Genomic DNA, 25,131 nt, shown 5'->3' with positions numbered 1-25,131 from the left:
CCATGCCGTCAGATCATCTGCGGTTCGAAGTCCCAGTACGGCCTGTTCCGGGAACGGGCCGACACGGTATGCACGTGCTGCGCGCCCAGCGTCGCCACCAGGTCGTCCAGAGCCTCCGTCTCGACCTTCTCCGCGCGCTGCCTGTCCCGGATGCCGCGCAGGTCCGCGGCGTGGGCGACGCGGGCGGAGAGCGTCAGGGGATGGGTGCGGCCCAGGACCTCGATGGCGCGCGTGACCAGGGAGTCGGTCAGGGCCACGGCGCCCTCCACATCGCCGATCAGGTTGCGCACGGCGGAGGCGTTGATGGCGCAGCCCAGCGTCCAGGGGTGATTCTCACCGACGGAACGGCCCATGTCGGCGAGCGCTTCCTCCAACAGGTGGTACGCCTGCTGGCGCTCCCCGACACTGCGGAGGATCAGGGCGTGGTTGGCGCGGGTGCCCGCCACGTACGGGTGCTCCTCGCCCAGCATGTCCACGTAGCCCTGGACGACCCTCTCGCTTATGGCCCTGGCCTGGTCGATGTCGGCGTGCTCACGGGCGAAGAAGCTCTGGCTGGCGGCGAACATCATGGTCAGCGGGTCGCTCTCGCCGAGCACGCGTTCACCACGCTCCAGTACGCGGGTGAACAGCACCGCCGCATTGCTCCGCTCGCCCCCGCGGTACTGGCAGAGCGCCAGGTTGTGCTCCGCGCGCAGGGTCTGCGGGTTGTCGGCACCCATCACGGTCCGGTGGACGCGAGCGCTCAGCGCCTGAATCGACTGGGCCTCGTGGTACCGGCCGAGGAGGCGCAGATCGGTGGCGTAGTTGACCTCGGAGTAGAGCGTCCAGGCGTGACGCGGTCGCAGCAGCTGACGGCGCGCTTCGAGGGTGCGGCGGTTGAGTTCCAGCGCCTCTTCGTAGCGGCCGAGGAGCCGCATCGACGTACCGAGGTTGTTCTGGGCGCTGAGCGTGCGGGAGTCCTGCTCGCCCAGCAGCTCCCGGTACTGCGTCAGGACCCAGCTCGACAGCTCCTGCGCCTCCGCGTACCGGCCGAGCCCCCGGAGGTCCGCCGCCAGACCGCCGGCCGCCCGGAGGTGTTCCAGATCCTGGGGACCGCGTTCGGTCCGCAGGTGTTCGACCGCGGCCCGTTCGATGGCCTCGGTCCCGGCGTAGTCGCCCACGGCCCGCAGCAGGTTGGCGTAGTGGTGGCTCACGTCCCAGACGCGCGGGTGGTTCTCCCCCAGCAGCTCGCGCCAGGCCGTCAGGGCGCGCGCGCCCAGCTTGATCCCGGCACGGTACTCACCGGAGAGATACATGTACCGCAGGCAGTTGAGCACGAGGGTGTGCACCGCCGGCTCCGGGCTGCGCAGGACGTCGGCCCACTTCAGGTGCGGGGTGACCTCGGCGTAGCGGGGCCAGAGCCGGGTGTCCGTCGGCCGGCCGGGGTCGGCGGCGGCGAGTGCGCGCCGGACGACGTCCATGAACTCCTGCCGGTCCCGGTCCGGCATGTCCTTGCGCACGATCTGGTGGACCATGCGGTGCAGGTAGACCGACTCGCCCGAGGACACCTCGTCCACGCCCGACTCGTGGGACTCCAGCCGCACCACGGAGTACTGGCGCAGCTGGCCGATGGCCCTGTTCCACAGCAGCGGGTCGTTCAGCAGCCCCGAGAGCTGTTCGGGCAGCTCCCCCGACGGCATCTCCTTCAGCAGGCGTACGGGGATGGAGCCGGGCGCGAAGAAGCTGCACAGGCGCAGCAGGTCGACGGACTCGGGGACGGTGTCCCGGAGCTTGTTCAGCAGTATCGACCAGGCGGTCTGGAAGGCGAGCGGGAAGTCCGCGGAGACCTTGACGACGTCCTGGTCGATGCCGCCGTTGAGGAGTTCGATGTACTCCTCGACGGACATGTCCGAGTCGTTCAGCCACCCCGCCGTCTGGTCGAGCAGCAGCGGCAGGTCTTCGAGGGCCTCGGCGAGCTGGTCGGCCTCGGCCGGCGTCAGGCGCGGGGCGCGTCGGCGGATGAAGGCCACGGACTCGTCGCGCCGGTAGACCGGCACCTCGACCAGGTTGCTGTTGTGCTCGCTCCACTCGGGGTTGCGGGAGGTGATGAGCACGTGTCCGGGGCCGGTGGGCACCAGGTCCCAGATCTGGTCGGGCTCGTCGGCGCCGTCCAGGATGAGCAGCCAGTGGGGGTGCGGGTCGCCCCTGCGCAGTGAGTCGCGAACGGCTCGGAGCCGTTCACCGTATTCCGGGCCGGTGGACAGGCCGAGCTCCGGGGCGAGTTCGGCGAGCTTCTGCCGGAACAGCGCGCGCCGGTCGGCGGGGACCCACCAGACGACGTCGTAGTCGGAGCCGAAGCGGTACACGTACTCCGCGGCGAGCTGGGTCTTGCCGACGCCGGACATGCCGTGCAGCGTCACCACGCCCGCACCGGTGCCCGCCTCCTGCAGCGCCTGGTACGTCTCGGCCAGCAGTCCCTCGCGGCCGGTGAACCGGGTGTTGCGGCGCGGCACCCCGCCCCAGACCTCGGGGGTGTCCGCGGGGTAGCGGGGCCCGGGCCGCGCGGCGGCGGCGTCCGGGAGCGGGTCGGAGGGCAGCCCGAGACGGACGAGCAGCCGGCGCTCCGCCTCGTCCGCACCGACGTTGGTCAGGTCGGCGGCGGCGAAGGCCGAGGTCGCGCCGGGGAGGGCCGCGGTGGTGATGGACGCGGCGGCGAAGCGGTCCTGATCGGGCACGACCACCTCGCGCAGGGCCCGGTTCCACTCCTCGTGGCTGCGCGGCCCGAGCTGGAAGTACCAGTCGCTGAGCAGGACCAGGATCTGTCCGCGCGCGAGCATCAGGTCGCGGAGCGATTCCTCCAGCGGCACGTCGATCGGCGGGTCCCAGCGCTGCTGGACGACCGTCACCCCGCGCCGCTCCAGCCGGTCCGCGATCCACGCCGCCCAGGCCCGGTTGTAACCGGCGAAGCTCAGGGTGATGGTCTGCGCCCCGATTGCTCCAACTTGCTTACGCGTAGCGGGCATTCAACCGTCTCCCTGACCTCGTTGTGAGCTTTTTCAAGATACACCGGGACATGCCGGCGCCGGTCGTCCTCGCGTCACCGCTCAACTCCTGGACGAGCCGTTCCTCTGCTGCCATATCACTTTGGCGGTGGCCACGTACGCCTCCGCACGCGCAAGGTGACCCGTGGGAGGCGGCGAATCCTCCAGACGGTGGTAAAGAGTGATCATCTCGTTGACGAGCGTGCGCCCCTCGGCGGTGAGCGAGGCCGATCCCGCCAGTACCGGCAGTACGGCCCCGACCTGCTGCCGGCAGCGCGCGTGTTCGGCCCAGGCCGCGTCCCGGTGCGTGACGCGCCGGGCGCAGAGGGCGAAGCGCTGCCAGTAGTCGGCGAGGGCCAGGTGCGAATAGGCGCCCTGCAGCAGCCCGTCGAAGGGCCGGGGGTCGGGGCGCCAGGGCGCGAAGTGCCGGGGCGTCGCGTCCTCGTGGTGCAGGGGGGTGAGGGCGCAGAGGGCGGCGAGTTTGGTGTGCTGGAGTTCGTGCACGAGCGTGGAGGCGAAGTACGCGGCGGTGGCGGGCTTGCTGCTGAGGACCGCGCCGAACGCCTCGCGCCGGGTGCCGCTGCAGTGCGCGGCGCTGCGGCCGGTGGGCCCGGAGCCGGGCGGCGGCCCGAGCGGCACCATGCAGCGCAGCAGGACGGCGGCCTCGGTGAGCCGGTGCTCCCCGCCCAGGCGCAGCAGCGGTTCGACCCCGGACCAGGACTCGATCCACGCCTTGCGCTCCCAGTCGTCGATCTGGGTCGATCCGCTCAGCCCGTGGGCTTCGAGCCCGCTGCCCCGCGTCCGGTACGGGTCGAGGTCGTCCAGCGCCACGGGGCCGGCCCCGGGCACCACGGCCGGCAGCATGACCACCGGCACCCAGCGGGGGTCCGCCGAGCTGGTGGAGCCGTCCTGCTGGACGCGGACGGTGAACGGCGCGCCGCCGGCCGGCCGTACCGACAGCTCCCCTTCGCCGCCGTGGAGTTCGACCGGCCCGGTCTCCGCCCGTACGGCCCCCAGCGTGGGCAGCGACAGCAGTCCGCCCCGGGGGCCGAGCCGCGCCCGGAACCGCACCCCCGCCCGCACCCCCGCCGCCGCCGAGAGCGCCGTCAGGTGGGCCAGGTCGGCCAGGAGGTCGGGCCCCGCCGGAGCGTCGGAGGTCAGGCCGCCCAGCAGCCGTTGCGCCCAGGGACCGACCAGGGGGTGGAAGAGGACCGTGCGCACCGCGCCCCGGTCCGCGTGTTCGGCCGCTTCGAGGAGGGCCCAGTCCGCGCGGAGGCGGTCCAGCAGCGGTGGCGGGCACACGGCGGCCGGGGCGGCCTCCGCCGCGTCGAGCACGGCCCGCAGGAGGAGGAGGCGGCGGGTGTCCTGGTCGCGGACGAGCAGGCCCAGCGATGCGGCGTCGCCCTCGGTGCGCCCGAGTTCGCGCAGGACGTGGTCGGGAACGGCAGAACTCATGGGGGGTCTCCAGCGGTTGCTTCGGCGAGCCGGTCCGCGATGTGGCGGATCAGCCGTTCGAGGTCGGCGCAGTAGACGGAGGGGTTCCGGAAGCCGTTGTCTGCGCGGTAGCGGTGTGCGTAGTGGCCGCCCCCGCACACGGTCAGCAGCGGGCAGGCGCGGCAGGCGGCGGCGAGTGCGCCGGCCCCCGCCTGGCGGGCGGCCACACCGGGGTGGCGCAGCGCCTCGTCGAAGGTGTGGTGGAAGACGTCGAGGCCGGTGGCGGCCGCGCCGTCGTACGCGGACTTGAGCGAGTCGACCTGCTCGATGGAGCCGTCCGTCTCGATCACGACCGCGTTGAGCGGGTCCAGGCCGAGGGATTCGGTCGCGGCGGGCAGCCCGAGGAGCAGCGCGAAGCACTCCTCGAACAGCCGGACGCGGGTCTCCCGCCGGGGCGCCTGCCACCAGCGGTCGAAGACCGCGCACAGCCAGTCGCCGTACGGGGTGGCCCGGCCGGGGACCAGGCCCCCGGGAAGCTCCGCCAGGCCCGGCGGCGGGCTGGACCAGTTGCCGTGCGGCAGCAGGAGGTCCAGGGCCGGAGGGCGCAGCGCGAGCAGCGATTCGTACATCTCGACGGGGTCGGTGCCCGGGTCCACGACCGTGAGGATGCCCGCGTACGCCTCGGGGTGGTGGTCGGCCAGGAGCCGGGCGCCCCGGGAGGCTGCGGGCCAGGACGGGCGGCCCGCGTGGTCGGTGCGCAGGGTGTTGTGGGCGGCGAGTCCGCCGTCGAGGCTGATGCCGACGCGGATGCCGTGCCGGGCGAGGGTGGCGATGCCGGCGTCCGTGAGCAGCGTGGCGTTGGTCTGCACGGTGGTGCGCACGGTGCAGCCGGCCGGCACCCGTGCGCGCACCGCGTCGGCGAGGGCCCCCAGCCGGTCGGGTCCGGCGAGCAGGGGTTCGCCGCCGTGCAGGACGAGGGCGACGCGGCCGAGCCCGTGGGCGGTCGCGTGCTCGGCGATCCGGGCGGCGGTCCGGTCGAGGACGGCGGGCGACGCGGCGGACGGGCGGTCGCGCCAGGTGCGGTCGGGCCCTGCGTACAGGTAGCAGTAACGGCAGGCCAGGTTGCAGCGGCCGTGCACCTTCACGATGAACTGCCCGAAGGGCACCGGTGCCACGCCCGGAGCGCCCGGCGCCCCCGTCGCGTCGTGCTCCGTGTGCCGTCCTCGCGGCGTCGTCCGTCCAGCCACTCACGCACCCCCGTGCTGTACGCCGGCCGAGGCACCCCCGTACCGGCCCGGGGCGAGTGTTCCCGGTGAGGGACAGGGCCAGGCAGCACCCGGGCGATGATGTCTCGATCGGGTGCACCACGGGCCGGAATCGTGCGATGACGCGCAGCGCCTCGCCGACACGATCAAGGCTCAGAAGGCGTTGTTGAACCCCCAGAGCGTCTCCTTCGGCTGCTCCGCCCGCCCCCGCAGATCCGCCACCACCTCGGTCAGCACCGGGTGGTCCATCGTCCGCAGGGTCGCCAGGTCCAGGCCCAGCAGGTCCGGCAGTTCACCCGTGCCGGCCGCGCCCGTCCCGCCGTTCCGTGTCGACTCGCTCATCACGCCTCCCCGTACCGCAGCACCGGGCCGGCCGGTGACCCGCTCGCCGTCGAGCGCGTCCCGCCGGTCCCGCTTCCCTGATCCGGTCTGTCGCCTGCCGCCTCACGTGGGCGCCGGGGCCCGGCCTCGCTCGCCGTCGAGCGCACCGCTCTCACCGCTCCAGCTCCGCCAGCCGCGCGGCGGTCGCCTCACCCGCCGCGCCACCGGTGTCCGGCAGTTTGCGCCACTCCTGGCGGGCCGCCCGGTACGCGTCGCGCGCGGCCCGGGGCCGGCCCGCCCTCTCGTACGTCATACCCCGCCAGTGGTTGGCTGTAGCAGCCAACTCCACTGCTTCCTGGAGATGTTGTGGACTCTCCAGCTCCGTTTGTGCCTCGCCGGCCGCGTCGGCCGCCGACCGGAACGCCTCCGCCGCCTCGTCGCGGCGGGCCGGGCGGTCGAGGACGCCGGCGGCCTGGAGGAGGGCCCGGCCCAGCTCCAGCCAGCAGCGGGCGGCGGTGAGCGGGGCGACGGCCTCCTCGGCCGCCAGCTTGAAGAGGTACTCGGCCTCCCGCAGGTCGACCCGGTCCGCCGTGGCCCGGTGGCGCAGCATCAGGGCGCGGCCCAGCATCAGCAGCCGCTCGGACTGCTGGGCCCCGCCGGCCGGCATCTCGGAGCGGCAGTCGCGCAGGACCCGGACCGCCGCGCCGATGTGCGCGCGGCCGTCCGGGAGTTCGGCGCGGCGCAGCAGGGTGGCGCCCCACTCGGCGAGCAGGTCGGTGTAGGCGCGGGAGTCGCGCGGGATGCCCCGGGCCGCCCGGGCGAACCACTCGGTGGCGGCGACGAGTTCGGCGGGGTCGCCGGTGTGTTCGTAGCGGGCGACCCGGACCCGGCCGGCCCGGGTCTGGAGCTGGGCGCGCTGCCGCTGGTCGCGTACGGTCTCCAGCGACTGGGCGGTGAGGGTGGCGGCCTCCTCCGGCTCGGCGCCCGAGGCGAGCAGCGCGTCCACCAGGTCCAGGACGATGCGGGTCTCGGTGCCCATGGTCTGCCCGGTGGTCAGGGCGAACGCGGTGCGCAGGGACCTGGCCGACTGGCGGGCGTACTCGCGGGACTGTTCGCCGTCCTGGGTGGCGCGGGCCAGCTTCAGCAGGGTGCGGCCGTGCTGGAGGGGCAGGACGGCGGGGCGGTTCTCCTGGTCGGGCCAGGCGTCGGCGAACGCCTCCAGCATCCCGCAGGCGCTCTGGAGCAGGGCGGTGTCGCCGTCGAGCCGCCACTGCGCCTCCAGCGCCCGGACGCGTTCCAGGGTGAGGCGGAGGGCTTCGCCGGGCTCCAGGCCGGGGCTGGCGCAGGCGGCGGTGTACTCGCGGTCGGCGCGCCGGAGCAGTTCCAGCGCGCCGCGCCGGTCGCCGCGCCTGCGCCGGTCGTCGGCGGCCGCGTGCAGCACCTTGGCGAGCACCGCGCGTTCGCGTACGGCGCCGGGGTGGGCGGCGGCCCGTTCGGCGGCGCGTTCGGCCTCGTCGAGCAGGTCGGCGCCGCCCTGGACCTCCCACAGGCGCAGCACGCAGCGCGCGTACTCCGCCCAGAGTTCGGTGTCGTCGGCGGGGGCCGGGCTGTGCTCGGCGGCGCCCCTGAGCAGCTGTACGGCGTCGATGAGGCGCTGCACCATCTTGTCGGCCTCGAAGTGGCGCACGAGTTCCCGTGCGCGGCGCACGGCGAGGCCGGCGGCCTGGGGGATGCCGGAGGTCTTGGGCTCCGGGGTGACGAAGCGTGGGGGTACGGGCATGAATCGCTCCAGTACGCGTGCTGCGACTTCGGCAAAGGCATGGGGGACGCGCGGACCCCCGGGTCTCTCGTTCCCCCCGTTCCCCTCGTTCTCCTCACTGTCGTCGGCGTCTTCCGCGTCCGGCGGGCTGTCCGCCGCGCCCGGGGCGGGCCACGGGGTGCGGTGCGCGGTGTCGAGGGTGGTGCCGTCGCCCAGCTGGGCGTAGGCCAGGGCCGGGAAGTTGGGGCCGCCCTTGCCGAACCGCTGCTCTATGTACTGCGAACAGTGCTTGAGCACGAGGAGGGCCTCGTCGCGGCCGAGGGGCCCGAGCAGTGCTTCCTGGACGTCGGGCTCGAAGGTGTACCACTGGCCGCGTCCGGTGCCGCCCTCGGTGCGCCTGAGGAGTCCGCTGAGCAGGACCTCGGCGAGTTCGGAGGGGCCGGACTGGGGCAGCATCGTGCGCTGGACGAGCTGCATGACGGGCAGGTAGAGGGGGGCCGCCGCGAGGTACACGGCGAGCTGTCCGGCGGCCGGGGAGGCGGCCGAGCGGAACCGGCTGACCAGGTGCAGCGAGGACGGCCGGTCGCCCGGGCGGCGGGCGGGGGCCGCCGGCTGGTCGGCCCGGACCCAGCCGACCGCGCCCGGGACGGAGGCCGCCCCGGTGCCGGAGAGCAGCCGGGCCCAGGCGGCCAGCGCGTCCGCGACCGGCGGCAGCACCGGCACGGCGAGGGCGCCGGGGTGGGCGGGACCCGTCCCGGCGTCGCCGCTGACCTTGAGGAGGGTGGCCCCGGCGGGGCCCTCGCCGCGGGTCAGCGAGCCGAAGGTGACCGGCAGCCTGGTCCGGTTCCACATGCGCTGCGGCAGCGGCTGGAGCACGGCGACCGGGCCGAGCCGGGCGAGCTGGTGCAGCAGCCGGTGGGCGTGTCCGGTGCGCCAGAGGGGGCCCGCGCAGTCGCTGACCACGACGGTCACCCGGCGTCCGGTGGGGTCGCTGAGCCGGTCCGCCGAATGCAGCGGGGCGGCGGCCGGGTCGGGGCTGCGGCTGACCGTGCAACCGCCGTCCGGGCCGGGGTGCAGGTAGCGCATCTGCACGTCGCGGAACGCGCCGATCTGGGCGAAGATCTGCTGGAGTTCCTCGAACAGCCGGTCCCAGACCAGCATCGACGAGGAGGCGTCCATCACGCACTGCACGACGGCGTCGCCGCGCCGGACCCCCCGGAAGACGGGCATGACCACGCCGCCGGCGCGGGCGCTGCGTTCGGCGGTCGCCGTCTCGTCCAGGACGCGGCGCAGCGGCGCGGAGACCGGGCGGTAGCGCTGCAACGGGCGCAGCGCGCGGGTCAGTTCGAGGGGGGCGGGCAGCACGGGCGCGGCCGGTACGCCGAGGGGCAGCACGGCGGTGCGGGAGTCCGCGCCGGGCCGGGTGTCCTCCGGGTCGGGTGCCGCGTCCGGGTCGCCGGGCCGCGTACGGCCGGGGACGGGGTGCAGGGAGATCCGCTCGCCGTCCCCCGGTGCGCGTGTCTCCTCGTGCCGGCCGGCCCGGTCCGGGTCCGGGGCGCGGGTGTCCGGGGTGGCGGTGCGGCGGGGGCCGGGGCGCTCCTCGGGGGCGCGGTGGCCGGGGCGGCGCGCGGCGTCCGGGCCGGTGTCCTCCCCGGGCGCGGTCGCGCCGCGGGTCCACCGGGCCAGCCAGAGGGCGTCGCAGAGCTGCTCGACGTCCGGGTCGAGGCCCGCGCCGCGCAGCCGCGCGACCAGCTCGGGCAGCAACCCGTCGTCGTGGAGCTCCGGGGCGCCTGGGCCGCCGCCACCGTTCTCGTCCGCCGCACCGGACATCAGATCCTCACCTCGGCCGGTCGAGTCGCTGGATGAGCAGGTCGGCGAGCCGGTCGCGGCCCGCCGGTGAGGCGGCGTGCGTGAGGTATATCGCGTTCAGCAGCTGGTCGGTGGCGAGGAGTTCGGTGCGGGACCGTTCCAGGAAGTGGGCGATCAGGTCGTCGCTGGCGCGGGCGGCCTCCTCGCCCAGGTGGGCCTTGACGAAGGAGGCGAGGCGCTTGTGGTCGGGGCGGCCGAGCTCCAGGTGGATGCAGCGGCGCATCAGCGGGGCCGGGAAGTCCCGCTCGCCGTTGCTCGTGAGCACGACGAAGGGGAAGGCCCGGCACTGCACCCGGCCGCCCTTGATGCGGACCTTGTTGCCGTCGTGGTCCAGCACGTCCGCCTCGCCGTCGGGCAGCCGGTCGGCGATCCGCTCCAGCTCGGGGATGGCGAACTCGCCCTCCTCCAGGACGTTCAGCAGGTCGTTCGGCAGGTCGATGTCGCTCTTGTCCAGCTCGTCGATGAGCAGGACGCGCGGCCGGTCCGAGGGCAGCAGCGCGGTGCCGAGGGGCCCGAGCCGGATGTAACTGCCCACGCTCTGTGCCGCGTCGGCCCCGGGCGCGCCGCCGGCCGCCGCGTGCGAGGCGATCTGGACGTCCTGGAGCCTGGCGATGGCGTCGTAGTGGTAGAGGCCGTCCTGGAGCGTGGTGCGGCTGACCACGGGCCAGCGCAGCACCTTGCCGAGTTCGAGCTCCCGCGCCACGGAGTGGGCCAGCGTGCTCTTGCCCGCGCCCGGGTCCCCGGTGACGAGGAGGGGGCGCCGCAGGTACAGCGCCGCGTTGATCATCTCCAGTTCCTCGGCGCCGGGCCGGTGCTCCTCGGCGACGCGGCCGGGGATGCCGAGCCTGCGGTCGGCGGACTCGCCGCCGTCCGCACCGCCGGGCCCGCGGCCCCCGGTGAAGTCGCGCCAGGGCGGCGGGGGCGGCAGCTGGGGCACCTCGTCGTGCGGTTCGCCGATGCCCCGGTAGATGAGCCACTCGCTCGGTTCACTCATAGCGTGTCCCTCGTTGTCACCCGTCCGCCAGGGGCGGCCTGCGTCGGACGTGCCCTACGGTATCGATCCGGTGCAACACCCGTAAGGGAAAGACCGGTTCGCTTACACGACTGATGCGTTGCGCGGTGGCTCACGGCGCCTCCAGGAAGTCGGAGCCCGGCAGCGGACGGTGCGGATCGTCGTAGTAGAGGGCGGCACCGGCGGACCAGTACATCTCCGTCCGCCCGGCGCTCACCCCGCGTCTCAGTTCGTGGATCTTCCACGGCAGCCGGTCGTGGGTACGGGTGTCCGACACCGCCTCGGCCACCCGCCGGTGGAACTCCTTGCAGACCGTGTCGCCCTCCGCCGCGCGCCGCTGGAGCAGCGCCACGCCGAAGCCGCTGTCGAGCAGCCGCACCACCCCGGCCGTGACGTCGGAGTCCGGCCGGCTTCCGTAGCGGCACAGGACGGGCACGGTCTCGTGGGCCAGGGTGCGCAGCCGCGCCGCCTCCGGTACACGTACCCGCAATTCGTCCTCGCAGTCGACCACCTCGGCCCGGATGGCCGCCGCCAGCCCCGCGTCCCACCGGACCGGCCGTTCGTCGGCCGGGCCCTGGTACGGGCTGCGCAGCACCACCGGGCGTACGGCTCCGAGCCGCAGCCCGGACGGCGGCAGCACCCAGTCGTCCACCGGGAGGCCGAACAGCGCGGGCGCGACGACGACCTGGAGCATGGCGGGGCTGCCCGGTTCGTCGCACCGCCGGAACGCCTCGGTCAGCGCGGCGGCGAGCCGGTCCGGGACGGTGCCGAGCGGGGCGCCGCGGCCGTCCTCGTCCACGGGCTCCGCCTCCCCGCCCCGGCGGTCCACGGCGACCCGCCAGTCGTACTGGTCGCGGGCCCAGCCCTGGAGGTCCACGTGGAGCACGACGCAGTCGCGTTCGCCGTAGAGGACGGGGTCGTCCGCCGGGGCGCGGGCGGCCTGCTGGCGGTTCTGTTCCAGCCGCAGCCGGATCTCGGCCCACTCCACGTCGAGCCGGCGGCGCAGGTCGCGGGGCAGTTCGGTGTCGGCGATGCGCTTGACCCAGCCCCAGAGCGCCTTGGCGTTGCGCACGGAGAGCTGGCCGCAGGGGCGGTCGGCCGCGAGGACGCCCATGCAGTAGCGGACGATCAGTTCGAACCGGGCCTCGCGGTCGCGGGCGCGGGCGTCGTACAGCGCGCCGAGTCCGTCGCGCCAGCCGCGCGGGGCCGGGCGGTGGTCGCGGGCGTACACCCCGGGCAGCCGGTCGAGCAGCGTCAGCAGCGACCGGGTGCTCGCCGGGGGCGGCAGCTCGGCGAGCCGGCCGAGGAGTTCGGCGCGCAGCTTGGGGCCGAGGATGCCGCCGGGCGGGTCGGGCAGGTCGCTCTGCGCGTCGGTCCAGGTCCGCTCGGTCCCGGCGGAGCTGGTGTGCCGGTCGGCGTGGTAGCGGTCGTGGGCGTGGAAGACGGACTGGTATATGTCGTCGGTCTCGGTCTCGACGGGCCTGGCCGGCACCTCCAGGGTGCGCAGCCGCTCGACGCCGACGGCGGTGCCGCCCTGGTGGCCGTTGATCTGCGACTTGATCACGCCGACGACCTCGCCCCGGGCCAGGTCGACCAGCGGGCCGCCGGACATGCCGAGCTCCACCCAGTCGCCGTCGATCCTGACGACCTGCTCGGCGTCACCCGATCCCCCGTACGAGCCCTTGACGACGCAGACGCCGCTGCGGTTCTGGAGCCCGCCGCCCTGGACGGGCGCCCAGCCGACGCAGCGGACCTCGCGGCTGCGGAGCATCGCCTCGGACCGCTCGGTGACGTACACGCAGGGGTGCTCGACGGGGCGCTGGAGCTGGATGAGCGCGAGGTCGGGGGCCGGCCAGCCGCCCGGGCCCGGGGGCCGGGTGCCGGGCAGGGCGGCGACGACCCGGCCCGGCACCTCGGTCAGGTCCGTGCTGTAGCGGTCCTCCTTGAACCACACGCCCACCATGCCCCCCTCCCCCCGCATCGCCACGTGCGCGCACGTGAGGACCCAGCTGGGTGCGACGAAGAATCCGCTCCCCAGGAAGTCCCCTTCGGGCCCGTCCTGGGCATACCCGGACGGCGGGCGATGGATGCGTACGGTGGCGTCCTGGACGAGGTCCATGAGGGCAGCCTGGGCGGGGCCGAGGGCTCCCTCTGCGCCCCCCTGTTCCCCGAAGGTCATGCCCCGCCGCCGTCGGTGTCGTCCGCACCGCCGGGGTGTGCCGGTGCGCCGGGGGGTGCCCCGGCGGGCGGGAAACCGGGAGGTGCGCCGGCGCCCGGCGGCGTGGCGGGCGGTGGTGCGGGGGGCGCGAAGGGCGCGGGCTCCGGTGGTGCCGTCTGCGCCGGTACGGGGGCGGGCGGGGGCGGGTCGACGGGCGGTCCGCCGCCGTTCCAGGTGAGCGTGACGGTGATGGCGCCCTTGGCCTCGCCGTCCGCGAGCAGTCCGACGATCTTGCCGGACTTGGCGGTCAGCTCGATGCCGAACTCCACGCTCACCTCGTCCGGCCGCACCGCGCGCAACGGCACGGCGAGCGAGCGCGCGACCCCGGTCACCACGGAGTGCAGGCTCTCGACCCGGGCCTGCACCTGGTCCGCGAAGTCCCCGAAGCCGGTGTCCGTGTAGGTCGGACCGCCGCCGGGCGCCGGCCCGGTCAGCTCCTCGGCCCCGGAGATCCTCGCCCAGACCGGCGTGCCGTCCGGAAGCTCAATGCGCGTAATACGGGACCCACTGTCACCCATGACACCCCCCGTTCGCCAACTACCCGCAGATTAACGGGCGTACCGGTCCGAGGCGAGGCACTTCGGCCATGCCGCGAGTGGCACTGCGGGCAGGGTCCGCCGCCCGTGCGGGCGGCGGACCCTGCGGATCATCCCTGGTTCCACCACCGGATGAGACCGGCGACGAGGGCACCGCCGACGGCGGACGCCAGTCCCCGGGCCAGCCCGTGGCCGGCGGTGCGGGCGAGGGACCGCGGCTGACGGCGGCGACGCGCCGGGATCGACGCGCCTTCCGGATCGTGCGTAGGCTCGCAGGTGCAACCCATGGTTCTCTCCTTCGATCGGGTGGAGCTGCTGGGCAAGGCACGCGGCCTCCTGTTCGCAGCAGGGGGCCGCAGCCGTTCTCGTATGCCTCGTCCCCTCCTTTCGGTGCGACGCACTGTATGCGCGCCGGGAAGCAGCGGTACGGGAAGCGATTGTGCGGTGGACGGCACGACATCCGGCTGCGGACGCCGGGGATCGTCGTAGAGCAGGACGTCCGGGATCGTCATGGAAGAAGGTCCGCGTTCGCGCCGCCGGAACGGCACAGCACCGGGATACCCGACCCCGCACCGGTGGATGCGTGCGTCGGCGGACCGCACGCGGCCACGACCACAGCACGCGCGGGAGCCGTGCCCCGCCTCACCACTAGACTTGGGCCATGTACTTCACCGACCGCGGTATCGAGGAGCTGGAGAAGCGGCGAGGCGAGGAAGAGGTCACCTTCGAGTGGCTCGCCGAGCAGCTTCGTACGTTCGTCGATCTGAATCCCGACTTCGAGGTGCCGGTCGAGCGCCTCGCGACCTGGCTGGCCCGTCTGGACGACGAGGACGAGGACGAGTAGGGGTCACTCCCCGCCGGGGCGGCCCTCGCGGACGCGGTCGTACGCGAGTCCCAGCGCCCCGTGCGCCATCAGGAGCGCCCCGGCGAAGGCCCAGCCGCCGCTGCGCCGGGCCGCTCCCCACAGGGCGAGCGGCAGTCCGGCCGCCAGCTGGACGCCCGCCAGCGCCCGCGCCCGCGGGCCCCGCACCCACGGTCCGAGCCGGCTGCTCTCCACCGCGCCCAGGTCGACCCTGACGGCGTCGCGCCACCCGGGCCACTCGATGCGCTCGGCCCCTTCCCACGCCTCGCCGCCCGGCTCCCCCGCGTCCAGCCCCGCCGGGAGCGCGAGGCCGGTGCGGGTGAGCACGGCGAGCAGCCCGCGCAGCCGGGCCCGGGCGTCGGCGTCCGGGTCGGTGCGGGTGAGCGCTTCGAGCGACTGCACGTCCAGTACGGGGTCGAGCCCCAGCCGTTCGGCGAACGTGCGCATCGCCTCGTCCTCACCGGCCGGGGTGCCGTCCGCCAGCCAGACGTAGCCCACCGGGCGGCGGAACCCCGAGGCGAGGGTGTACCCGGCCCGGTCGCCGTCCCACCACAGCGCGAGCACCGGCCAGGTGGAGCCGACGGCGAGCGCGGTGGCCCAGCCGCCCAGCACCCGGTCGACGGGTTCGGCCCGCTCGTCCTCCCCCGCCCCGGCCCGGCGACCGCCCTGCCAGGGCTCCCCCTCCGGCACGAGCACGCTCCAGCCCGGTCCGGCCGGTGCGAGCAGCAGCGGTTCGCGCAGCAGCCGCGCGACCGGGCGCACGGCGTCCGGCACGGTCCGGCACAGCAGCAGGGCACCCACGGGTGAGGTCGCGTCCATGCCTCACACCGTAGGACACCTTGTGCCTGTTGGCGGTGTTTTGTGCACCCTGCCCGCCTGCCCCGGGGTCCCTCTTCTTGACTTCCGGAAGCCGCGATATATCGTGTTCTTCAAGAGACGCGATATGTTGCGTCGCCAGTGCTATCGGGAGGTCAGATCCATGCCTGTCTCGACGTGGGCCGTCGCCGAGCCTCGGAAACTGGCCTTCGAGGAACCCGTGACCACGCTGAAGGTGCGCGTCGTCAACGGCACGGTCAACGTGGTCGGCACCGACGAGCCGACCGCGCGCCTGGAGGTCTCCGCCATCGACGGCCCGCCGCTGGTCGTGACGCAGGAGGACGGCGTCCTGACCGTGGCGTACGAGGACCTGGCCTGGCAGAACCTGCTGAAGTGGTTCGACCGCAAGGAGTGGCGCCGCACCGCCGTCGTCTCGCTCGCCGTCCCGGCCGGCGCCTCGGTGGAGGTAGGCGTGGTCGGCGCCGGGGCCTTCGTCTCCGGTGTCCGGGGCCGCACGGAGGTACGCGGCGTCACCGGCGACACCACGCTCGTCAAGCTCTCCGGGCCGGTCGGCGCGGAGACCGTGTCGGGCAGCATCGAGGCCCAGTCGGTGACCGGGGACCTGCGCTTCAAGTCGGTGTCCGGCGAGCTGACGGTGGTCGAGGGCGCGGGCGCCTCCGTGAAGGCCGAATCCGTCAGCGGTGGCATGGTGCTCGACCTGGACCCGACCGGGAAGCCCACGGACATCCGGCTGACCACGGTCTCCGGCGAGATCGCCATCCGGCTGCCGCACCCGGCCGACGCGCGGGTGGAGGCGAACACCGCGAGCGGTTCGGTCTCCAACGGCTTCGAGGACCTCCGGGTCAGCGGCCAGTGGGGCGCGAAGAAGATCACCGGCACGCTGGGCTCCGGCACCGGCACCCTGAAGGCGACGACCGTGTCGGGGTCGATCGCGCTCCTGCGCCGCCCGCCGGCCGAGGAGGAACCGTACGACGCCGAGCCGACCGGAAAGGTGCTCTGACATGCCCCCCGTATTCGCCCACGGCCGTCTGCGGCTGTACCTCCTCAAGCTGCTGGACGAGGCCCCCCGGCACGGCTACGAGGTGATCCGCCTGCTGGAGGAGCGCTTCCAGGGCCTGTACGCCCCCTCGGCCGGCACGGTCTACCCCCGGCTGGCCAAGCTGGAGGCCGAGGGGCTGGTCACCCACGCCACCGAGGGCGGCCGCAAGGTGTACTCGATCACCGACGCCGGCCGCGCCGAACTGGCCGACCGCACCGGGGAGCTCGCCGATCTGGAGCTGGAGATCCGCGAGTCGGTCTCCGAGCTGGCCGCCGAGATGCGCGACGACGTGCGCGGGGCGGCGGGCAAGCTGCGCAGCGAGATGCGGGCGGCGGCCGACGAGTCGCGCCACACGCCGGGCGCCGCTCCGGGCGGCAAGGAGCCGTTCGGCGGGTTCGGCGACTTCGGTGACCCCGAGACGTGGCGCACCGCCAAGGACGAGCTGCGCAAGGCCAAGCAGGAGTGGAAGGAGCAGGCCCGCCGCGCGAAGGACGAGTCCCGGCGCGCCCGCCAGGACGCCCAGCAGGCCCGCCGCCAGGCGAAGGAGGCCCAGGACCGGGCGCGCGAGCAGATGCAGAACGCCGCCCGCCAGGTCCAGGAGCACTTCGCCCGGGGCGACTGGCCGGCCGGGGTCCGCGAGGGCCTGGCCGAGATCACCGGCCAGCTCGGCGGCTTCGCCCGTACCGGGGGCTGGGGGCCCTCCGCCGAGCCCGGCTCCGCCGGCACCGACCCCGAGTGGGGCCGGGACGCGGGCGGCACGGGTGACCCGGCCCGCGATCTGGACCGGCTGCTCGACCGCTTCCGCGACGAGATCCGGGACGCGGCCAGGGACCACGGGGTGACGGGGGCCCAGCTCGCGGAGGCCCGCCGCCACTTGGCGACGGCGGCGGCGCAGGTGGGCGCGGTGCTGCGGGGGGACGGGGAGAAGTAGCCACGGGGGCCGGTCGCCCGGCCCCCGTGGGTCAGCCCGCCTTGCGGTCCTGGCCCGCGCCGCCGTTCCCGTACAGCGCGCGCTCCACCGTGCCGTACGTCGCCCCGTGCTCGGCGAGTACGTCGGCGACCGGTCCGGGCATGACGGTCAGGGCCAGCAGGAGGTGCTCCCCGCCGATGAACCGGTCGCCGCGCCCGAGCGCCACCCGCAGCGACTTCTCCAGGACCTTCTTCGCCTCCCGCGAGAAGGCCGGGCGGCCCGCCCGGCGCCGGCGCCCGCCGTCGCCCCGCAGCGCCCCCTCGCCGTGCGCCTCCTCGATGCGCGAGACGACCGCGGTGAGGTCGATGCCGATGTCCGCGAGGGCGTCGGCGTCGGCCCTGCTCATGCCGCCGCGCCTGCGGGCCTCGGCGAGCGCGGCGTCCAGGGACTCCCTGCGGTCGGTGAGGCCCAGCGCGGTCACCGCGAAGGAGGCCCGGCCGCCGTCCTGGTCCAGCAGGGCGACCAGCAGGTGCTCCCCGGTGACCCGGCCGGCCCCGGCCCGCTCGGCGTGTGCCACGGCGCCGGTCACCGTGGCGCGGGCGTCCTTGGTGAATCGCTCGAACATCAATGCCTCCCGTACTTCTTGTGCACGGCCTGCCTGCTGACGCCGAGTTCGGCCGCGATCTCCTGCCACGACCAGCCCTTGGCCCGGGCGCTTCTCACTTGTACGGCTTCCAGCTGCTCCAGCAGCCGCCGCAGCGCGGCGACCGACCGCAGCCCCACCCGGGGGTCGCGGTCGCCCGCCCGCTCGGCAAGATCCGTCGCTTCGGTCATGATGTCAACTTACGTTGACACGGCGACCATGTCAACCGCTGTTGACAGTGAGCACGATCTTCCCGAACTGGTCACCGGCCGCGAGGCGTTCGAAGCCCTCCCGGGCACGGTCCAGGGGCAGCACCTCGTCGATCACCGGGCGCACGCCGGTGGTGGCGCAGAAGGCGAGCAGATCCTCCAGTTCCTCCTTGGAGCCCATGGTGGAGCCGACGACCTTCAGCTCCAGGAAGAAGATCCGGGTCAGCTCGGCGTGCGAGGGGCGGTCGCCGCTGGTGGCGCCGGAGATGACCAGGGTGCCGCCAGGGCGCAGCGACTTGACGGAGTGGGACCAGGTGGCGGCGCCGACCGTCTCGATGACGGCGTCCACCCGGTGCGGCAGCCGCGCGCCCGCCTCGAACGCCTCGACGGCGCCCAGTTCGACGGCCCGCCTGCGCTTGGCCTCGTCGCGGCTGGTGGCGTAGACCCGCAGTCCGGCGGCCCGGCCGAGCACGATCGCGGCGGTCGCGACCCCGCCGCCGGCGCCCTGCACGAGCACGGAGTCCCCGGGGCGCACCCCGGCGTTGGTGAACAGCATCCGGTACGCGGTCAGCCAGGCGGTCGGCAGGCAGGCGGCCTGCTCGAAGCTCAGCTCCCTGGGCTTGGGCAGCACGTTGTACGTGGGAACGGTGACCCGCTCCGCGAAGGTGCCCTGGTAGCGCTCGGTGAGGATGGACCGGGGCTCGTCGGGCCCGACCCCGTGTCCGGTCTGGCCGATGACGGAGTGCAGGACGACCTCGTTGCCGTCCTGGTCGACCCCGGCGGCGTCGCACCCGAGGATCATCGGCAGCTTGTCCTCCGCGAGGCCGACGCCACGCAGGGACCAGAGGTCGTGGTGGTTGAGGGAAGCGGCCCGGACGTCGACGGTGGTCCACCCCGGGCGGTCCCGCGGGGCTGGGCGGTCGCCCAGTGCGAGCCCGTCGAGGGGGTGGGCGGGGTCCAGGCTGGCTGCGTAGGCGGCGAACATGCCGCCGACGATAGGGGGCGGCGTACTGACGCGTAACCGGCTGAGAGTGTGACGCGCCGCGCACCGGGGCGCCATGTCCCCTACCCGCCCCTTCCCGAAACCGGGGCGCTGCCCCGGGCCCCGCGCCTCAAACGCCGGCGAGGCTGATCTTTGCCCCTCGCCGCCGCACATCTGCGGCGACGAGGAGCGAAAATCAAGCCCCTCCGGCGATTGAGGAGCGGGGGTACGGGGGCAGCGCCCCCGCAACGCCTCAGCGCCGGGCGACACCCTCCGCGCGGGCCGCCGCCGCCACCGCGGCCGTGACCGCCGGGGCGACCCGCTCGTCGAACGGCGACGGGATCACGTAGTCCGCCGCCAGTTCGTCGCCGACCACGTCGGCCAGCGCGTTGGCCGCCGCGATCTTCATGCCCTCCGTGATCCGGGACGCCCGCACCTGGAGCGCACCGGCGAAGATCCCCGGGAACGCCAGCACGTTGTTGATCTGGTTCGGGTAGTCCGACCGGCCCGTCGCCACGACGGACGCGTACTTGTGGGCGATGTCCGGGTGGACCTCCGGGTTCGGGTTGGCCATCGCGAAGACGAACGCGCCCGGCGCCATCGAGGCGACCGCCGCCTCCGGCACCGTACCGCCGGAGACGCCGATGAAGACGTCCGCGCCGGCCAGCGCCACCTCCAGGGGGCCCGAGATGCCCGCCCGGTTGGTGAGCTCCGCCAACTCCCGCTTGACGTCGGTCAGGTCTTCGCGGTCCCGGCTGACGATGCCCTTGCGGTCCGCGACGGCCACGTCGCCGAGGCCCGCCTCCAGCAGGAACTTGGCGATGGCCACGCCCGCCGCGCCCGCGCCCGAGATGACGGCGCGCAGGTCGCCCAGGCTGCGCCCGGACAGCTTCGCGGCGTTGCGCAGGGCGGCCAGCGTGACGACGGCCGTGCCGTGCTGGTCGTCGTGGAAGACCGGAATGTCCAGCCGTTCCTGGAGCTTGCGCTCGATCTCGAAGCAGCGCGGCGCCGAGATGTCCTCCAGGTTCACCCCACCGAAGGAGGGGGCGAGCCGGACGACGGTCTCCACGATCTCGTCCGCGTCGGTGGTCGCGAGCGCGATCGGCACCGCGTCCACACCGCCGAACTGCTTGAAGAGGATGGCCTTGCCCTCCATCACGGGGAGGGACGCCTCGGGACCGATGTCGCCGAGGCCGAGCACCGCCGTGCCGTCCGTGACGACGGCGACGACCTGGGACTTCCAGGTGTAGTCGTGGACGAGCTCCGGCTGCTCCGCGATCGCGCTGCACACCTTCGCCACGCCCGGCGTGTACGCGAGGGACAGGTCGTCCCGGTCCCGGATCGGGACGGTGGCCCGCACGGCCATCTTCCCGCCCCGGTGGAGCGCGAAGGCCGGATCGAACGGCTCGTCGGTGGTGCTGTCGGTACTGCTGTCGCTGCGAGGATTGACGATCTCCGCTGCCATGGTGTTGACCCCTTAAGTCTTCATCGTTTGAGGGTGGCCACTCCTGGTTGAGGAGGGGTGGGCGGGCACCGCGTACGTGCCCTGCGCCTGGCGGTTGGCCCGCCCCGGCAGGGAGAGGTACGTACGCGCGGGCGCGCCGCACACGCGCCCTGAGCCCCGGATGAGGGGTGTAAAGGTCTTTCTTACCGGACGGACCTGGTCACGGACGAGTCCATATGCGCTCCGTGACATGACTCATAGTGGGCTGCCATTTCAACAGGTCAGCCTCGTGCCGGACCTGAGTCCGGCACGCGAGACGCGCCGCAGATCCTCCGGCCGCGAGAAGGAAACCCCATAAAAGGTCCGGCCCTGGTGTACCGGCCTCAAGAGGTTCGGGGATCGCCCGTTACCCGATTTTGACATGCCGGGCCCCCTGTTCGGGCTAATCCGCATGGCAACATGCCGTAATCGCACAAGGCGGCGACACCCGACGCCGTGTGCCCTTACCGCCTGGCGAACCGTCCCCACCTGCCGGAGGAACTCGAACATGACCGCACGCTTCACCCGTCGTACGGCCGCGACGACCCGCATCGCCGCGGTCGGCGCCATCGCGGTCGCCGGCACCATGCTGCTGACCGCCTGCGGCGACCAGACGAAGAACAACGACGCCGGATCGACCAAGGCGAGCACCGGCGCCACCGCCTCGTCCGGGGACCTCACCCCCGCCGAGATGCTCCCCCCGGAGATCCAGTCCAAGGGCGTCATCCGCGTCGGCTCCGACATCGCCTACCCGCCGGTCGAGTTCAAGGACGACTCCGGCAAGACCGTCGGTATCGACCCCGACCTCGGCGCCGCGCTCGGCAAGGTGCTGGGCGTCGAGTTCAAGTTCGAGAACGGCACCTTCGACACCCTGGTCACCGGCCTGCGCGCCAAGCGCTACGACATCGCGATGTCGGCGATGACGGACAGCAAGGAGCGCCAGGAGGGCATCGACCCGGAGACGAAGAAGAAGGTCGGCGAGGGCGTCGACTTCGTCGACTACTTCACCGCCGGCGTCTCGATCTACACCAAGAAGGGCGACGACCAGGGCATCAAGACCTGGGCCGACCTCTGCGGCAAGAAGATCGCCGTCCAGCGCAACACCGTCTCGCACGACCTGGCCAAGGACCAGTCCAAGAAGTGCACCGGCGGCAAGAAGATCGCCATCGAGACGTACGACACCGACCTGGAGGCCCAGACCCGCATCCGCTCGGGCGGCGCCGACGCCGGCTCCTCGGACTTCCCGGTCGCCGCGTACGCGGTGAAGACCTCGGGCGGCGGCAAGGACTTCCAGATCGTCGGCGACCAGGTCGAGGCGGCCCCGTACGGCATCGCGATCGCCAAGGGCAACGACAAGCTCACCCAGGCCATCAAGGCGGCCATGGACGAGATCATCAAGAGCGGCGAGTACGACAAGATCATCGCCAAGTGGGGCGTCGAGGCCGGTGCGGTCACCGAGGCCAAGGTGAACGGCGGGTCCTGACCGGATTCCGCGCTGAAAGGCATCAGCCGTGACTGACATCAAGAAGACGGGACCGGCCGACGAGCCGCCCGCACCCTCCGCCACGGCGGCGGCACCGGTACCGGAGGCCATCCAGGCCATCCCGGTCCGGCACTACGGCCGGTACGTCTCGGCGCTGGTCGCCATCGCCGCCCTCGTCGCGCTCGTCTACGCCTTCAGCCAGGGCAGGATCAACTGGGACGCGATCCCGGACTACTTCTTCGACGACCGCATCATCGACGGCGTGGGGCAGACCCTGCTGCTCACCGCCCTGTCGATGCTGATCGGCGTGGCCGGCGGCGTCCTGCTCGCCGTCATGCGCCTGTCGAAGAACCCGGTGACCTCGTCCATCGCGTGGTTCTACATCTGGTTCTTCCGGGGCACCCCCGTCCTGGTGCAGCTGTTCGTGTGGTTCAACCTGGGTCTGGTCTTCGAGTACATCAACCTCGGGCCGATCTACAAGGACTACTGGTCCAGCTTCATGACCCCGCTGCTCACGGCGCTGCTCGGGCTCGGTCTCAACGAGGCCGCGTACATGGCGGAGATCTGCCGGGCCGGCCTGCTCTCGGTGGACGAGGGGCAGACCGAGGCGTCGCACGCACTGGGCATGAGCCACACCAAGACCCTCCGGCGCGTCGTGATCCCGCAGGCCATGCGGGTGATCGTGCCGCCCACGGGCAACGAGGTCATCAACATGCTGAAGACGACCTCGCTGGTGGCGGCCGTGCAGTTCTACGAACTCTTCAAGAACGCCCAGGACATCGGGCAGGCATCCGGGGCGCCGGTGGAGATGTACTTCCTCGCCGCCGCCTGGTACCTGATCATGACCTCGGTGCTGAGCGTCGGGCAGTACTACCTGGAGCGGTACTACGCGCGTGGATCGAGCCGCAGCCTGCCGCCGACCCCGTTCCAGAAACTGAGGGCCACCGTGCTCTCGGTGGGCCGCCCGAAGGGAGGCATCGCATGACCGCGATGGTGAAGGCCGAGGGCGTCCACAAGTCCTTCGGCGCCGCGCACATCCTCAAGGGCATCGACCTGGAGGTCGCCCCGCGGGAGGTCTTCTGCCTGATCGGCCCGTCCGGTTCCGGCAAGTCGACGTTCCTGCGGTGCATCAACCACCTGGAGCAGATCAGTGCCGGCCGGCTGTACGTCGACGGCGAGCTGGTGGGCTACCGCCAGAAGGGCGACAAGCTCTACGAGCTCAAGGACAGCGAAGTCGCCCTGAAGCGCCGGGACATCGGCATGGTCTTCCAGCGCTTCAACCTGTTCCCGCACATGACGGCGCTGGAGAACGTCATGGAGGCGCCCGTCCAGGTGCGCCGCGAGGCCAAGGCGGTCGCCCGGGCCCGTGCCGAGCGGCTCCTCGACCGGGTGGGCCTCCGCGACAAGGCCGGGAACTACCCCTCGCAGCTCTCCGGCGGGCAGCAGCAGCGGGTGGCCATCGCCCGGGCGCTGGCCATGGAGCCGAAGCTGATGCTCTTCGACGAGCCCACGTCGGCGCTCGACCCGGAGCTGGTCGGTGACGTGCTCGACGTGATGCGGGGCCTCGCCGAGGACGGCATGACGATGATCGTCGTCACGCACGAGATGGGCTTCGCCCGCGAGGTCGGCGACGCGCTGGTCTTCATGGACGACGGCGTGGTGGTCGAGTCGGGCCACCCGCGCGAGGTCCTGGGCAATCCGCAGCACGACCGGACGAAGTCGTTCCTGTCCAAGGTGCTGTAGGCGGCAGGGCGCCGCAGGCGATACGGAAGGCGGTACGGACCCCGGGGCCCGTACCGCCTTCCGTCTTCCCGGGGTCACTTCGCCGGCAGCAGCTCCGGACGCAGCATCAGCTCGCGCAGCTGCGCCCGGGTGAGCGGCGGGGACTTCAGCATCGGCCCCTGGACGACATCGGCCTCGAAGCCGGTGCTGTCGCGTACGCCCAGCAGCGAGCCGTCCGCCAGGGTGAGCCGGGCGACCAGCTCCGGCCCCCACTGAGGGGTGCCGTCGCCGTAGTCCATGTCGTCGCTCCAGATGGTCAGCACCCGGCCGCCGGAGAGCTCCTCGCGCACGCAGTCGGTACGGGCGGGCGCCCCCTTCTCGGGTGTGCACAGGTCTTCGGCCGGGGAGCCGCCGCCCATCTTCCGCGCCACCGCCTTCGCGTCCATGACGTCGACGGTCAGATACCCGACACCGCCGTCCTGGCGGATCTCGTACTGCCCGTCGAGCGGCCCGGTCCTGGAGGGCTCGGGCGGCGGGGGCGAGACGTGCTTGATGATGTCGGCGAACGACACCTCTTCGATCGTGCCGGTCAGGTGCGGCAGCAACCTGTGCAGCCGCACGTCCCGCGGCGACTCACCGGGCTCCTGCGCCAGGGACCCCACGGACGAGGTCCGCGGGGAGGCCGGCCCCGAGGTGAGCTGGGGCACGACGAACGCCCCCGCCGCCACCGCGCACACCGCCGTCACCGACACCGCGGTCCGGCGCCGCCACCGGACCCGGCCCGCCTTCGCGTACACGGCCTCCGTGCTGATGACCGGCTGCCCGGCGTCCTCGGCGGCCCGCCCCAGCAGCTCACGCACGTCGTCGCTCATACCCGTACCTCCGCCATCTCGGCGCGCAGCGCCGCCAACCCCCGAGCCGTGTGGCTCTTGACCGTGTTCTCCCGCATCCCGAGCGTCGCGGCGGTGGCCTCGACGCTCAGGTCCTCCCAGTAGCGCAGCACCAGAACCGCCCGCTGCCTGGGCGTGAGCCGGGCGAGCGCCGCCCGTACCGCCAAGCCGGTGTCGGTGTCGGGTGCCTCGACGGCCCGCTCGGGCAGTTCCCCGTACGCCTGCTCGCGGCGCCAGAAGCGGCGGCGGCCCGCGATGAAGGTGTTGACCAGGGTCTTGCGCGCATACGCCTCGATGTTGTCGAGCCGCCCGTGCCGCCGACCGCCGAGCACCACCTTGACCAGGGTCGTCTGGACCAGGTCCTCGGCCTCGTGCCGGTCACCGCAGAGCAGGAACGCGCTGCGGAACAGGGCGGTGCGCCGGCCCTCGACGAAGGCGTGCAGCGCGGCGTGGTCATCGCTCCGCATCCGGTTGTCCTTCCCCCGGCCCGCAGGCGCGGACCGTCTCACCCTTCCAGTGCGGTGGGCGCCACGGCGGGTTGCAGCGTGTACGGGAAGAGTTTCGGGGGCGCCGGCCTCCCGGGCCCCCGCCCCTCCCCCCGTAATAGCCTGTAGGCTGAGCGACCCATTACGCCCGC

The 25,131-nt window shown here is 73.4% G+C and carries 21 protein-coding genes; 6 read left to right on the top strand and 15 right to left on the bottom strand.

Annotation, left to right across the window (positions count from 1 at the left end; genetic code table 11):
• Positions 1-8: 8 nt before the first annotated feature.
• From fxsT to ACFUJY_RS32760, 8 genes are all read right to left on the bottom strand, one after another.
• Positions 9-3,002, bottom strand: a complete 2,994-nt coding sequence (gene fxsT, locus ACFUJY_RS32795; protein ID WP_383306404.1) for an FxSxx-COOH system tetratricopeptide repeat protein — start codon at positions 3,000-3,002, stop codon at positions 9-11.
• Between the two features lie 81 nt (positions 3,003-3,083).
• Positions 3,084-4,475, bottom strand: coding sequence for an aKG-HExxH-type peptide beta-hydroxylase (locus ACFUJY_RS32790; RefSeq protein WP_383306402.1), 1,392 nt, complete (start codon positions 4,473-4,475; stop codon positions 3,084-3,086).
• Positions 4,472-5,629: an FxsB family cyclophane-forming radical SAM/SPASM peptide maturase gene (locus ACFUJY_RS32785; RefSeq protein WP_383306400.1), complete on the bottom strand. Its 1,158-nt coding sequence runs from the start codon at positions 5,627-5,629 to the stop codon at positions 4,472-4,474. Before ACFUJY_RS32785 ends, ACFUJY_RS32790 begins: the two co-directional genes overlap by 4 nt.
• Before the next feature lie 243 nt (positions 5,630-5,872).
• Positions 5,873-6,061, bottom strand: coding sequence for an FxSxx-COOH cyclophane-containing RiPP peptide (gene fxsA, locus ACFUJY_RS32780; protein WP_383306398.1), 189 nt, complete (start codon positions 6,059-6,061; stop codon positions 5,873-5,875).
• Positions 6,062-6,212: 151 nt separating this feature from the next.
• Positions 6,213-9,629: an SAV_2336 N-terminal domain-related protein gene (locus ACFUJY_RS32775; RefSeq protein ID WP_383306396.1), complete on the bottom strand. Its 3,417-nt coding sequence runs from the start codon at positions 9,627-9,629 to the stop codon at positions 6,213-6,215.
• A 7-nt stretch (positions 9,630-9,636) separates the two neighbouring features.
• Positions 9,637-10,662 carry a MoxR family ATPase gene (locus ACFUJY_RS32770; RefSeq protein WP_143622472.1) on the bottom strand — a complete coding sequence of 342 codons (1,026 nt, stop codon included), beginning with the start codon at positions 10,660-10,662 and terminating at the stop codon, positions 9,637-9,639.
• Positions 10,663-10,792: 130 nt separating this feature from the next.
• Entirely contained in the window at positions 10,793-12,799 is a 2,007-nt protein-coding gene (locus ACFUJY_RS32765) for a trypsin-like peptidase domain-containing protein (RefSeq protein ID WP_383306394.1), read from the bottom strand.
• A gap of 56 nt (positions 12,800-12,855) precedes the next feature.
• On the bottom strand, positions 12,856-13,416 hold the full coding sequence (locus tag ACFUJY_RS32760; RefSeq protein WP_383306393.1) for a CU044_2847 family protein: 561 nt from the start codon (positions 13,414-13,416) through the stop codon (positions 12,856-12,858).
• Between the two features lie 679 nt (positions 13,417-14,095).
• On the opposite strand from ACFUJY_RS32760, the gene ACFUJY_RS32755 reads away from it, so the two are divergent.
• The gene (locus tag ACFUJY_RS32755; protein ID WP_003961784.1) at positions 14,096-14,278 is read left to right on the top strand and encodes a DUF6104 family protein; all 183 of its coding nucleotides are present in this window, start codon (positions 14,096-14,098) and stop codon (positions 14,276-14,278) included.
• 3 nt (positions 14,279-14,281) lie between these two features.
• Here the strand turns inward: ACFUJY_RS32755 and ACFUJY_RS32750 are convergent, their stop codons facing one another.
• The gene (locus tag ACFUJY_RS32750) at positions 14,282-15,115 is read right to left on the bottom strand and encodes a hypothetical protein (protein WP_383306391.1); all 834 of its coding nucleotides are present in this window, start codon (positions 15,113-15,115) and stop codon (positions 14,282-14,284) included.
• A 160-nt stretch (positions 15,116-15,275) separates the two neighbouring features.
• On the opposite strand from ACFUJY_RS32750, the gene ACFUJY_RS32745 reads away from it, so the two are divergent.
• Together ACFUJY_RS32745 and ACFUJY_RS32740 are read left to right on the top strand one after the other, a co-directional pair.
• Entirely contained in the window at positions 15,276-16,133 is an 858-nt protein-coding gene (locus ACFUJY_RS32745; RefSeq protein ID WP_383306389.1) for a DUF4097 domain-containing protein, read from the top strand.
• 1 nt (position 16,134) lies between these two features.
• A complete protein-coding gene (locus ACFUJY_RS32740) occupies positions 16,135-17,103 on the top strand; it encodes a helix-turn-helix transcriptional regulator (protein ID WP_383306387.1) in 969 nt (322 codons plus the stop codon).
• 31 nt (positions 17,104-17,134) lie between these two features.
• Here ACFUJY_RS32740 and ACFUJY_RS32735 read toward each other — a convergent pair whose 3' ends face one another.
• The 4 genes from ACFUJY_RS32735 to ACFUJY_RS32720 form a co-directional block, all read right to left on the bottom strand.
• Complete coding sequence (locus ACFUJY_RS32735) at positions 17,135-17,707, bottom strand: Clp protease N-terminal domain-containing protein (RefSeq protein WP_383306385.1); 573 nt, start codon at positions 17,705-17,707, stop codon at positions 17,135-17,137.
• Positions 17,707-17,916 carry a helix-turn-helix domain-containing protein gene (locus tag ACFUJY_RS32730; RefSeq protein ID WP_018102716.1) on the bottom strand — a complete coding sequence of 70 codons (210 nt, stop codon included), beginning with the start codon at positions 17,914-17,916 and terminating at the stop codon, positions 17,707-17,709. The genes ACFUJY_RS32735 and ACFUJY_RS32730 overlap by 1 nt, the downstream gene beginning before the upstream one ends.
• A 31-nt stretch (positions 17,917-17,947) precedes the next feature.
• Entirely contained in the window at positions 17,948-18,919 is a 972-nt protein-coding gene (locus tag ACFUJY_RS32725) for a zinc-binding dehydrogenase (RefSeq protein WP_383306383.1), read from the bottom strand.
• A 250-nt stretch (positions 18,920-19,169) separates the two neighbouring features.
• Positions 19,170-20,381, bottom strand: coding sequence for an NADP-dependent malic enzyme (locus tag ACFUJY_RS32720; RefSeq protein ID WP_383306381.1), 1,212 nt, complete (start codon positions 20,379-20,381; stop codon positions 19,170-19,172).
• Between the two features lie 526 nt (positions 20,382-20,907).
• On the opposite strand from ACFUJY_RS32720, the gene ACFUJY_RS32715 reads away from it, so the two are divergent.
• The 3 genes from ACFUJY_RS32715 to ACFUJY_RS32705 are packed head-to-tail and all read left to right on the top strand — an operon-like array spanning position 20,908 to position 23,625.
• The gene (locus ACFUJY_RS32715; RefSeq protein WP_383306379.1) at positions 20,908-21,882 is read left to right on the top strand and encodes an ABC transporter substrate-binding protein; all 975 of its coding nucleotides are present in this window, start codon (positions 20,908-20,910) and stop codon (positions 21,880-21,882) included.
• A gap of 28 nt (positions 21,883-21,910) precedes the next feature.
• Positions 21,911-22,867, top strand: a complete 957-nt coding sequence (locus ACFUJY_RS32710; protein ID WP_383306377.1) for an amino acid ABC transporter permease — start codon at positions 21,911-21,913, stop codon at positions 22,865-22,867.
• A gap of 5 nt (positions 22,868-22,872) precedes the next feature.
• Positions 22,873-23,625, top strand: a complete 753-nt coding sequence (locus ACFUJY_RS32705) for an amino acid ABC transporter ATP-binding protein (RefSeq protein ID WP_383306447.1) — start codon at positions 22,873-22,875, stop codon at positions 23,623-23,625.
• 74 nt (positions 23,626-23,699) lie between these two features.
• On the opposite strand, the gene ACFUJY_RS32700 is transcribed toward ACFUJY_RS32705, so the two are convergent.
• The gene (locus tag ACFUJY_RS32700; protein WP_383306375.1) at positions 23,700-24,476 is read right to left on the bottom strand and encodes a hypothetical protein; all 777 of its coding nucleotides are present in this window, start codon (positions 24,474-24,476) and stop codon (positions 23,700-23,702) included.
• Positions 24,473-24,961 (bottom strand): SigE family RNA polymerase sigma factor, encoded by a 489-nt coding sequence (locus ACFUJY_RS32695; protein ID WP_383306373.1) that lies wholly within the window; start codon positions 24,959-24,961, stop codon positions 24,473-24,475. Before ACFUJY_RS32695 ends, ACFUJY_RS32700 begins: the two co-directional genes overlap by 4 nt.
• Positions 24,962-25,131 lie beyond the last annotated feature (170 nt).

This window comes from Streptomyces sp. NPDC057249 (assembly GCF_042669245.1).
Classification (GTDB): Bacteria; Actinomycetota; Actinomycetes; order Streptomycetales; family Streptomycetaceae; genus Streptomyces.
Note: the sequence above shows the minus strand (reverse complement) of the source record. Positions and strands in the feature narration are given on the sequence as shown.

Excerpts from the sequence above, each read along its gene's own strand:
- ACFUJY_RS32750 (WP_383306391.1), bottom strand. The coding sequence starts at position 15,115 with ATGGACGCGACCTCACCCGTGGGTGCCCTGCTGCTGTGCCGGACCGTG.
- fxsT (WP_383306404.1), bottom strand. The coding sequence starts at position 3,002 with ATGCCCGCTACGCGTAAGCAAGTTGGAGCAATCGGGGCGCAGACCATC.
- ACFUJY_RS32730 (WP_018102716.1), bottom strand. The coding sequence starts at position 17,916 with ATGACCGAAGCGACGGATCTTGCCGAGCGGGCGGGCGACCGCGACCCC.
- ACFUJY_RS32695 (WP_383306373.1), bottom strand. The coding sequence starts at position 24,961 with ATGCGGAGCGATGACCACGCCGCGCTGCACGCCTTCGTCGAGGGCCGG.
- ACFUJY_RS32725 (WP_383306383.1), bottom strand. The coding sequence starts at position 18,919 with ATGTTCGCCGCCTACGCAGCCAGCCTGGACCCCGCCCACCCCCTCGAC.
- fxsA (WP_383306398.1), bottom strand. The coding sequence starts at position 6,061 with ATGAGCGAGTCGACACGGAACGGCGGGACGGGCGCGGCCGGCACGGGT.
- ACFUJY_RS32715 (WP_383306379.1), top strand. The coding sequence starts at position 20,908 with ATGACCGCACGCTTCACCCGTCGTACGGCCGCGACGACCCGCATCGCC.
- ACFUJY_RS32745 (WP_383306389.1), top strand. The coding sequence starts at position 15,276 with ATGCCTGTCTCGACGTGGGCCGTCGCCGAGCCTCGGAAACTGGCCTTC.
- ACFUJY_RS32775 (WP_383306396.1), bottom strand. The coding sequence starts at position 9,629 with ATGTCCGGTGCGGCGGACGAGAACGGTGGCGGCGGCCCAGGCGCCCCG.
- ACFUJY_RS32735 (WP_383306385.1), bottom strand. The coding sequence starts at position 17,707 with ATGTTCGAGCGATTCACCAAGGACGCCCGCGCCACGGTGACCGGCGCC.
- ACFUJY_RS32705 (WP_383306447.1), top strand. The coding sequence starts at position 22,873 with ATGGTGAAGGCCGAGGGCGTCCACAAGTCCTTCGGCGCCGCGCACATC.
- ACFUJY_RS32700 (WP_383306375.1), bottom strand. The coding sequence starts at position 24,476 with ATGAGCGACGACGTGCGTGAGCTGCTGGGGCGGGCCGCCGAGGACGCC.
- ACFUJY_RS32790 (WP_383306402.1), bottom strand. The coding sequence starts at position 4,475 with ATGAGTTCTGCCGTTCCCGACCACGTCCTGCGCGAACTCGGGCGCACC.
- ACFUJY_RS32740 (WP_383306387.1), top strand. The coding sequence starts at position 16,135 with ATGCCCCCCGTATTCGCCCACGGCCGTCTGCGGCTGTACCTCCTCAAG.
- ACFUJY_RS32755 (WP_003961784.1), top strand. The coding sequence starts at position 14,096 with ATGTACTTCACCGACCGCGGTATCGAGGAGCTGGAGAAGCGGCGAGGC.
- ACFUJY_RS32760 (WP_383306393.1), bottom strand. The coding sequence starts at position 13,416 with ATGGGTGACAGTGGGTCCCGTATTACGCGCATTGAGCTTCCGGACGGC.
- ACFUJY_RS32770 (WP_143622472.1), bottom strand. The coding sequence starts at position 10,662 with ATGAGTGAACCGAGCGAGTGGCTCATCTACCGGGGCATCGGCGAACCG.
- ACFUJY_RS32720 (WP_383306381.1), bottom strand. The coding sequence starts at position 20,381 with ATGGCAGCGGAGATCGTCAATCCTCGCAGCGACAGCAGTACCGACAGC.
- ACFUJY_RS32765 (WP_383306394.1), bottom strand. The coding sequence starts at position 12,799 with ATGGACCTCGTCCAGGACGCCACCGTACGCATCCATCGCCCGCCGTCC.